This is a genomic window from Martelella sp., from assembly GCF_984369615.1.
On sequence record NZ_CFHTCS010000198.1, the window covers coordinates 1 to 8,246 of the forward strand.

At 62.0% G+C, this 8,246-nt stretch carries 12 protein-coding genes; 11 read left to right on the top strand and 1 reads right to left on the bottom strand.

Annotated elements, in window-relative coordinates; translation table 11 throughout:
• The 11 genes from AC5DC2_RS15145 to AC5DC2_RS15195 form a co-directional block, all read left to right on the top strand.
• Positions 1-208 (top strand): KR domain-containing protein (locus AC5DC2_RS15145; RefSeq protein ID WP_491699076.1); only part of this gene is annotated, 208 nt, incomplete at its 5' end.
• Between the two features lie 170 nt (positions 209-378).
• Positions 379-810 (top strand): DUF2852 domain-containing protein, encoded by a 432-nt coding sequence (locus tag AC5DC2_RS15150; protein ID WP_061449829.1) that lies wholly within the window; start codon positions 379-381, stop codon positions 808-810.
• A 118-nt stretch (positions 811-928) separates the two neighbouring features.
• A complete protein-coding gene (locus AC5DC2_RS15155; protein WP_491699077.1) occupies positions 929-1,681 on the top strand; it encodes a M48 family metallopeptidase in 753 nt (250 codons plus the stop codon).
• Positions 1,682-1,724: 43 nt separating this feature from the next.
• On the top strand, positions 1,725-2,387 hold the full coding sequence (locus AC5DC2_RS15160) for a phosphoribosylanthranilate isomerase (RefSeq protein ID WP_061449831.1): 663 nt from the start codon (positions 1,725-1,727) through the stop codon (positions 2,385-2,387).
• Positions 2,388-2,398: 11 nt separating this feature from the next.
• On the top strand, positions 2,399-3,619 hold the full coding sequence (trpB, locus tag AC5DC2_RS15165) for a tryptophan synthase subunit beta (RefSeq protein WP_061449901.1): 1,221 nt from the start codon (positions 2,399-2,401) through the stop codon (positions 3,617-3,619).
• Positions 3,620-3,621: 2 nt separating this feature from the next.
• Positions 3,622-3,900, top strand: coding sequence for a hypothetical protein (locus AC5DC2_RS15170; protein WP_491699078.1), 279 nt, complete (start codon positions 3,622-3,624; stop codon positions 3,898-3,900).
• Between the two features lie 12 nt (positions 3,901-3,912).
• Positions 3,913-4,218 carry a hypothetical protein gene (locus AC5DC2_RS15175; RefSeq protein WP_491699079.1) on the top strand — a complete coding sequence of 102 codons (306 nt, stop codon included), beginning with the start codon at positions 3,913-3,915 and terminating at the stop codon, positions 4,216-4,218.
• Positions 4,211-4,570: a hypothetical protein gene (locus tag AC5DC2_RS15180; RefSeq protein ID WP_491699080.1), complete on the top strand. Its 360-nt coding sequence runs from the start codon at positions 4,211-4,213 to the stop codon at positions 4,568-4,570. The genes AC5DC2_RS15175 and AC5DC2_RS15180 overlap by 8 nt, the downstream gene beginning before the upstream one ends.
• Positions 4,571-4,580: 10 nt before the next feature.
• Entirely contained in the window at positions 4,581-5,420 is an 840-nt protein-coding gene (gene trpA / locus AC5DC2_RS15185; RefSeq protein WP_491699081.1) for a tryptophan synthase subunit alpha, read from the top strand.
• 42 nt (positions 5,421-5,462) lie between these two features.
• Positions 5,463-6,419 carry an acetyl-CoA carboxylase, carboxyltransferase subunit beta gene (accD, locus tag AC5DC2_RS15190; protein ID WP_491699082.1) on the top strand — a complete coding sequence of 319 codons (957 nt, stop codon included), beginning with the start codon at positions 5,463-5,465 and terminating at the stop codon, positions 6,417-6,419.
• Positions 6,420-6,589: 170 nt separating this feature from the next.
• Positions 6,590-7,933: a bifunctional folylpolyglutamate synthase/dihydrofolate synthase gene (locus tag AC5DC2_RS15195; protein ID WP_491699083.1), complete on the top strand. Its 1,344-nt coding sequence runs from the start codon at positions 6,590-6,592 to the stop codon at positions 7,931-7,933.
• 66 nt (positions 7,934-7,999) lie between these two features.
• Here the strand turns inward: AC5DC2_RS15195 and AC5DC2_RS15200 are convergent.
• On the bottom strand, positions 8,000-8,246 hold a 247-nt coding region (locus AC5DC2_RS15200; RefSeq protein ID WP_491699084.1), incomplete at its 5' end, for an adenosylhomocysteinase.

The window sequence follows — 8,246 nt, forward strand, 5'->3', positions numbered from 1 at the left end:
GCCAACTCGCGTGCCGGCCCTGCCTGCTCGCCCCGGAGCGCACTTGCTCACTGGTGGGCTGGGAGGCCTCGGCCTGCTCACAGCTCGATTACTCATCGATCGCGGCGCTCAGCAGATTGTGCTCTCCTCGCGCAGCGATCGCATCCAGCCGGGGAGCCAAGGCGACTGGGATCGGCTCGCCAGCGCGCTCGCCGAACGCCGCAGCTGAGAAACCCGGGTCGCCCATACCCCGAGCCGAAATTCGGCATCGGCGCATTTTCGCCTTGTTTGGAAACAATACTGACAATCGAAAGAACAAGTCTTGAACGCAATAAAGAGCATTTCCATATAGCTTCTGTCGGCAGATTTTATGCCGTAACAAAGCGAGGAAAACTTGAGATGAACGAGACCGCATTGCTGCGTCCGGCGTGGACGCCACTTACGATTGCCCTGATGGTGATCGGCTTTGTCGTCTTCTGGCCGCTGGGCCTGGTCATGCTTGCATACATCATCTGGGGCGACCGGCTGAACATGACGAAGGGCGAGTGGAAACGCTCTGCCGAACGGGCTTTCGGATCCTGCAGGCGCAACATGCGCAATGCGGACACGACCATGCATTCGACCGGCAATGCCGCTTTCGATGAATGGCGCCGCAGCGAGATGGACCGGATCGAGGCCGAGCGCCGCAAGCTTGACGAGATGCGCGCCGAATTCGACCGCTATACCGATGAGCTGCGCAGGGCGCGCGACCGGGAGGAATTCGACCGGTTCATGCGCGAGCGTGGTGGAAATTTCAATGCCTCCGGGTCGAACCCTGCGCCCGAAGCATAAGAGAAAATGACCTCCGATATCTTCCGGCATCGCCCTTTCCCCCAGGGTGGTGCCGTTTTTTGTGCCCGCTTCTGGCGCGCCGGACGGAAAACCGCTACGCGTCAGCCGATGATCCTCAATGACGAGCCCTGACGTGGAAAAACGCGCCAAACCGACGACGATCGATCTCGGCGGCAGGGTGCTGCCGCTCAACCTGAAGACCAATGCGCGCGCCCGGCGGATGACGCTGAAGATCGAGCCCGGCGGCCATGCCGTCAGCCTCACGGTGCCGCCCGGTCTGGCGCGCCACGAGGTCGACGGTTTCCTGCGCCGCCACCATGACTGGCTGGTCGAACGGATGGCGCGGTTCGATGGCCGCAGCGCCGATATTACCGATGGCGGTGCGGTTTCGATCTTCGGCTTCGCCCACACAATCCGCCACAGCGGCAATCTGCGGGGGCTGACGACCGTTCGCGACGAGGGCGAGGGCAAGGTGCTGCTTGTTTCCGGCCCGGCCGAGAGCATCGGCCGCCGGGTCGCGGATTACCTGAAGAAGGAAGCGCGTCGCGAGATCACCGGGCGCGTGAAGGTGCATGCGGCAGCCAGCGGCAAATCCTATGCCTCGATTTCCTTCAAGGACACGCGTTCGCGCTGGGGGTCGTGCTCGTCTGCCGGCAATCTCAATTTCTCCTGGCGCATCGCCATGGCGCCCATGTTCGTCGTCGACTATCTCGCCGCCCATGAAGTGGCCCATCTTACCGAGATGAACCATGGACCGCGTTTCTGGGCGCTGTGCGAAAGGCTCTGCCCGCGAACGCCCGAAGCGCGCCAATGGCTGAAAAACGAAGGGTCCTTCCTGCATGCGGTGCGTTTCGAGGCGCCCTTTGCCTGATCAAGCCTTCGCAGGCTCCCCTTTGTTGTGATAGAAAAGCATCATGAAAAGACCGGATATCAAGATCTGCGGTATAAGCACCAGGGAAACGCTCGACCACGTGATTGCCCGCGGCGCCACCCATGTGGGCTTCATCTTCTTCGAAAAGAGCCCGCGTCATGTGGAAATCGATGTTGCCGCCGGCCTGATCGAACACGTGCGCGGCCGGGCGAAGACGGTGGCCGTGAGTGTGAATGCCGACAACGAACTGCTTGAGGAAATCGTCTTCGGCGCTCGGCCCGACATGCTGCAGCTGCACGGCAAGGAGAGCGTCGACCGGGTGGTGACCGTCAAGGCACTGTACGGGCTGCCGGTGATCAAGGCGTTTTCAATCCGCACGCCGGAAGACCTTGCCTTTGCGCGCGACTACGAAGATGTCGCCGACCGCATTCTCTTCGATGCCAAGCCGCCGGAAAACGCCGTCCTTCCCGGCGGCAACGGCATTGCCTTTGATTGGCGCTTGCTTGCCGGCTATCAGGCGACTATCCCTTGGTTTCTGTCCGGAGGACTGAACGCGGAGAATGTGGGCACGGCGCTCACCGAGATCCACGCGCCGGGTCTTGACGTATCATCCGGTGTGGAAAGCGCGCCCGGCATAAAGGATCCGGCCCGGATCGATGCCTTTTTTGATGCCGTTGACAAGGCGCGGATGCGCCAGACGGCCTGATGGAGACTGACGTGAACGAGACGCCAAAACCAAACTCCTTCAAATCCGGCCCCGACGAGAGCGGCCTGTTCGGCATTTTCGGCGGCCGTTTCGTCGCCGAGACCCTGATGCCGCTGATCCTCGACCTGCAGGCCGAATGGGAAAAGGCCAAGACCGACCCGGACTTCAAGGCGGAGTTGACCTCGCTCGGCAAGCACTATACCGGTCGCCCGAGCCCGCTTTATCATGCCGAGCGGCTTAGCGAGCATCTTGGCGGCGCGAAGATCTATTTCAAGCGCGAGGAGCTGAACCACACCGGTTCGCACAAGATCAACAACTGTCTCGGCCAGATCCTTCTGGCCAAGCGCATGGGCAAGACGCGCATCATCGCCGAAACCGGCGCCGGCCAGCACGGCGTGGCCTCCGCCACCGTTGCCGCGCGTTTCGGCCTGCCCTGCGTCGTCTATATGGGCGCGACCGACGTCGAGCGTCAGGCGCCCAACGTCTTCCGCATGAAGCTTCTCGGCGCCGAGGTGAAGCCGGTGACCGCCGGTCACGGCACGCTGAAGGATGCGATGAACGAGGCGCTGCGCGACTGGGTCACAAACGTCGAAGACACCTATTACCTGATCGGCACGGCCGCGGGTCCGCATCCCTACCCGGAAATGGTCCGTGATTTCCAGGCGGTGATCGGCCAGGAAGCGCGCGCGCAGATCATGGAAGCCGAAGGGCGGTTGCCCGATCTGGTGATCGCGGCTGTCGGCGGCGGCTCCAACGCCATCGGCATCTTCCACCCCTTCCTCGATGATCCGGACGTGAAGATCGTCGGCGTCGAGGCGGGCGGTCGCGGGCTCGACGGCGAGGAGCACTGCGCCTCGCTCACGGCCGGCGCGCCGGGCGTGCTGCACGGCAACCGCACCTATCTGCTGCAGGATGGCGACGGCCAGATCAAGGAAGGCCATTCGGTCTCCGCCGGGCTCGACTATCCGGGCATCGGACCGGAGCACTCCTGGCTCAACGATATCGGCCGGGTGGACTATGTGCCGATCCTCGACGACGAGGCGCTCGAAGCCTTCCAGCTGATGACCCGGCTTGAGGGCATCATTCCCGCACTCGAAGCCAGCCACGCGATTGCCGAGATCGTCAAGCGCGCGCCAAAAATGGGCAAGGACGAGATCATCCTCGCCAATCTTTCCGGTCGCGGCGACAAGGATGTTCACACGGTCGGCAAGATCCTCGGTATGGAGATGTGAGCGTGTCGCGGGAGGAAACCATCGAGGAGATGGGCGAACTGGCGGAGGCGCTGTTCGAGATCATCGACGAAGAGGAAGACGGCGAAGATGAGCTGCGGGCCGCGGTGATCAAGGCGCTGGCGCATCAGAACCTGTTCAACATCGAACTGGTCTCGGCGCTGAACGCGCTCGCCTCCGGCGACGATGCCTCCGGCGAAATCGACAGCCTCGTGATGAACATGAAGTCCGTCCACAAGTCGCTGGTCACCGCGATTTCGGCGTGGAGCGAAGCAGAAGCGTGAGTTGAGGGCCGGATGGCAAACGAAGGACACTTGCAGTTTCTAGGTTTGGTTGATGATCTACGAAAGATTGTCGATGAGCGGAAGCTCGACGACAAAGAGTTTTCTATTTCATCCGCTACATTCTTCCAGACCATATCATTGCTTATCCAGCAAAGCACTGCGGATATGGAGATCTTTTCAGCATTGATTGCCCTAGCCTCCGGTAAAAACCCGACTGCCGAATTTGATGAGATTTTACAAACATTGGAGCAAAACCAAAAAACGCTTCAAGAGCTGCTAAAGCGGGTCATGGCCGATCTGGAGATAACAGATGTCTGATGCTGACCCGATCCACAGGCTGACATCCGTCGCTGGGGGAAGATCCGATTTGGAAGAAATCAAGCGAGACCTCGAGCTTCTCAAAAGTTCGGGTTCAGGCTCCGGTGGAGGTGCTGGAATGGACGGACGTGTTGCAAAACTAGAGGCTAATGTCGAAAACATAGATCGCAGCCTAACCGAGACGAGGCAAGATGCCCGTGATATCCGCGACCGCGTCATTCGCATTGAGGAAAAAATAAACCACCTAGCTTCCAAAGGTTTTATCGTCACGGTTGTTATTTCAGCTATGGCGCTCTTGGGTGCGTGGATCACTTTCCAGGACAAGATCCAGTCTTTACTCTCATTGAATTAGGAATGGCCCGATGACCGAACGCATGGAAAAACGCTTTGCAGCCCTGAAGGCCGAGGGCCGGCCGGCGCTGATCACCTATTTCATGGGCGGCGATCCCGATTTCGATACCTCGCTTGAGATCATGAAGGCGTTGCCGAAGGCCGGCGCCGACGTGATCGAGCTCGGAATGCCTTTCTCCGACCCGATGGCCGATGGCCCGGCGATCCAGATGGCGGGCTTGCGCGCGCTGAAGGGCGGGCAGACGCTGGAAAAGACGCTGGAACTGGCACGTCAATTCCGCAGGCAAGATGCCGACACGCCGATCGTGATGATGGGATACTACAACCCGATTTACATCTACGGCGTCGAGCGTTTCGTGGAAGCCGCGCTCGAAGCCGGGATCGACGGGTTGATCATCGTCGACCTGCCGCCGGAAATGGACAATGAGCTGTGCATTCCCGCGCTGGAAAAGGGCCTCAACTTCATCCGCCTCGCCACGCCGACGACCGATGAGAAGCGCCTGCCGACGGTTCTGCGGAACACTTCGGGCTTCGTATATTACGTGTCGATGAACGGCATTACCGGCTCGGCGCTGCCCGATCCCTCGCGCGTCGGCGCTGCCGTCTCACGCATCAAGGCGCATACCGATCTTCCCGTCTGCGTCGGCTTCGGCGTGAAGACGGCCGAACATGCCCGCCTGATCGGCGCTGCCGCCGACGGCGTCGTGGTCGGCACGGCCGTCGTCAACCAGATCGCCGGCACGCTGGACGCCAACGGCAAGGGCAGCAGGGATACTGTGGATGCCGTTGCCACCTTCGTGCGCGGGCTTTCGAGCGGCGTCCGCGACGCCCGCCTTGCGGCGGCGGAGTAAATCTGGCAAACCGCAGGCAATGCTATTCAGGAGGTTCATTTGGTGAACTGGATAACCAATTATGTGCGGCCGCGGATCAACTCCATGTTCGGCCGTCGCGAAGTTCCCGAGAATTTGTGGATCAAGTGCCCCGAAACCGGGGCCATGGTGTTTCACACCGATCTGGAAGAAAACAAGTGGGTCATTCCCTCCTCCGGCTACCACATGAAGATGCCGGCACGGGCGCGTCTGGCCGACCTTTTCGACAATGGCGCGTTCGAGGAGCTGCCGCAGCCGAAAGTGGCGCAGGATCCGCTGAAATTCCGCGATTCCAAGAAATATGCCGACCGGCTCAAGGAAAACCGCGCGAAGACCGGTCAGGAAGACACGATCATCGCCGGCGCCGGGACGCTTGAAGGCCTGAAGCTCGTTGCCGTTGTCCATGAGTTCAAGTTCCTTGGCGGTTCGCTCGGCATGGCCGCCGGCGAGGCGATCATCCAGGCCTTCGACCGGGCGCTGAAGGACCATTGCCCGCTGGTGATCTTCCCGGCTTCCGGCGGCGCGCGCATGCAGGAAGGCGTGTTGTCGCTGATGCAGATGCCGCGCGTGACGGTGATGGTGGAACTGATGCGCGAGGCCGGGCTGCCCTATATCGTCGTCCTCACCAACCCGACCACCGGCGGCGTATCGGCCTCCTATGCCATGCTGGGCGACCTGCATATCGCGGAGCCGGGCGCCGAAATCGGCTTTGCCGGTCGTCGCGTGATCGAGCAGACCATTCGCGAACAGCTGCCCGACGGGTTCCAGACCGCGGAATATCTGCTGGACCACGGCATGGTGGATATGGTGGTCAAGCGCCACGACATTCCCGAGACGCTGGCGCGCGTGCTGAAGATCATGACCGGCGCGCCGCCGACGGCGACAGCAATGCTGGAAGCGCCGAAACAGAACGAGGCCATTGCCGACGAGACGCCGCACGAGCCCCTTGACAGCGGAGAGGCGCCGACGCCGCAGGGCTGAAGCGAACGCACATGGAGGAGGAGGCCGCACCGGTTCCTTTCCGGCATGGCCCGCGCAGCAGGAGAAACGGTCCGGGAGTGAGATGCCGGGACCGGACACATCTGCGCGAAACGACAAACGAAACAGTGCGCGGCTGTTGAGAGCCTGGCGCACCGGAAATCGGACCAATCATGGACAACCATTCCTTCGGCGCCGCCGAGCGTGTGATCGATCACCTGATGCAGCTGCATCCCAAGGGCTTCGATCTGTCGCTGGAGCGGATCAGGGTTCTTCTTGAAAAGCTCGGCAATCCGCATCTGGCCCTGCCGCCGGTCATCCATATCGCCGGCACCAATGGCAAGGGCTCGGCAAGCGCCTTTTCACGCGCACTTCTCGAGGCGGCGGGTCTTTCCGTCCACGTCCATTCCTCGCCGCATCTCGTGCGCTGGCACGAGCGCTTCCGCATCGGCGGACCCGGGGGCGCAAGCGGCTATGTCGATGACCAGTTGCTGGCCGAAACGCTGAAGCGCGTGGAGGCGGCCAATGCCGGCGCCACGGCCACTGTCTTCGAGCTGCTGACTGCGGCGACCTTCGTGCTGTTTGCGGAGATCCCCGCCGATGCGGTTATTCTGGAAGTCGGCCTCGGCGGCCGTTTCGACGCCACCAATATCATCGACAAGCCGGCCGTCAGCGTCATCATGCCGATCTCGCTTGACCACCAGGCCTATCTCGGCGACCGGGTCGAACTGATCGCCGCCGAGAAGGCCGGCATCATGAAGCCGGGCGTGCCCGTCGTCATCGGCCAGCAGGAATACGAGGCCGCCGAGGAAGTGCTGATCGCCACCGCCGACCGGCTCGGCTGTCCGCTGCATCTCTACGGCCAGGACTACAGCGCCCATGAGGAACACGGACGCCTCGTCTACCAGGACGGCGACGGGCTGATGGACCTGCCGCTGCCGGCGCTCCCCGGCCGACACCAGTATGCCAATGCGGCGGCCGCGATCTCCGCTGTGAAGGCGGCCGGCTTTTCCGTTGACGAGAAGGCGGCCGAGAAGGCGATGCGCAACGTGTTCTGGCCCGCGCGCCTGCAGCGGCTTTCTGAAGGCGACCTGGTGACGGCGGCGCCCGACGGCAGCGAGATCTGGCTGGACGGCGGGCACAATCCCGGCGCCGGCGAGGTGATTGCCGAAGCGCTTGCCGGCTTCGAGGAACGCGACCCGCGCCCGCTGTTTCTGATTATCGGCATGATCAATACCAAGGACCCGTTCGGCTTTTTCGAGCATTTCGCGGGGCTTGCGAACTACGTCTACTGCGCCCCGATCAAGGGCACGGAAGCCTCCATCGATCCCGTGGCGCTGGCGTCCTCGGCCGCCGATGCGGGATTGTCGGCCGAGCCGGTCTCCTCGATCGGGGAGGCGCTGGCGGCGATCTGCCTGCGCACGCGCGCCGACCAGCCGCCGCCGCGGATTCTCATCGGCGGTTCGCTCTATTTCGCTGGCAACGCGCTGTTCGAAAACGGCACGCCGCCGCTTTGACGCTCCGGATTTCGGGCGCAAAAAGGCCGCAGCGACGTTGTCGTCCGCTGCGGCCTTTTTTGTCGATCAGTAGCGGTAGTGTTCCGGCTTGAACGGGCCTTCAGGCGTCACGCCGATATAGGCAGCCTGTTCTTCGGAAAGCACGGTCAGCTTCGCCCCGAGCTTGTCGAGATGAAGGCGCGCGACCTTCTCATCGAGATGTTTCGGCAGGACGTGAACGGTGTTTTCGTATTTGTCGCGGTTCTGGAAGATTTCCATCTGCGCCAGCACCTGGTTGGTGAACGATGCCGACATGACGAAGGAGGGGTGGCCG

Bases quoted from the DNA above. Each gene is read 5' to 3' on its own strand.
- AC5DC2_RS15150 (WP_061449829.1), top strand. From the start codon at position 379: ATGAACGAGACCGCATTGCTGCGTCCGGCGTGGACGCCACTTACGATT.
- AC5DC2_RS15195 (WP_491699083.1), top strand. From the start codon at position 6,590: ATGGACAACCATTCCTTCGGCGCCGCCGAGCGTGTGATCGATCACCTG.
- AC5DC2_RS15160 (WP_061449831.1), top strand. From the start codon at position 1,725: ATGAAAAGACCGGATATCAAGATCTGCGGTATAAGCACCAGGGAAACG.
- AC5DC2_RS15155 (WP_491699077.1), top strand. From the start codon at position 929: ATGACGAGCCCTGACGTGGAAAAACGCGCCAAACCGACGACGATCGAT.
- AC5DC2_RS15175 (WP_491699079.1), top strand. From the start codon at position 3,913: ATGGCAAACGAAGGACACTTGCAGTTTCTAGGTTTGGTTGATGATCTA.
- AC5DC2_RS15180 (WP_491699080.1), top strand. From the start codon at position 4,211: ATGTCTGATGCTGACCCGATCCACAGGCTGACATCCGTCGCTGGGGGA.
- trpA (WP_491699081.1), top strand. From the start codon at position 4,581: ATGACCGAACGCATGGAAAAACGCTTTGCAGCCCTGAAGGCCGAGGGC.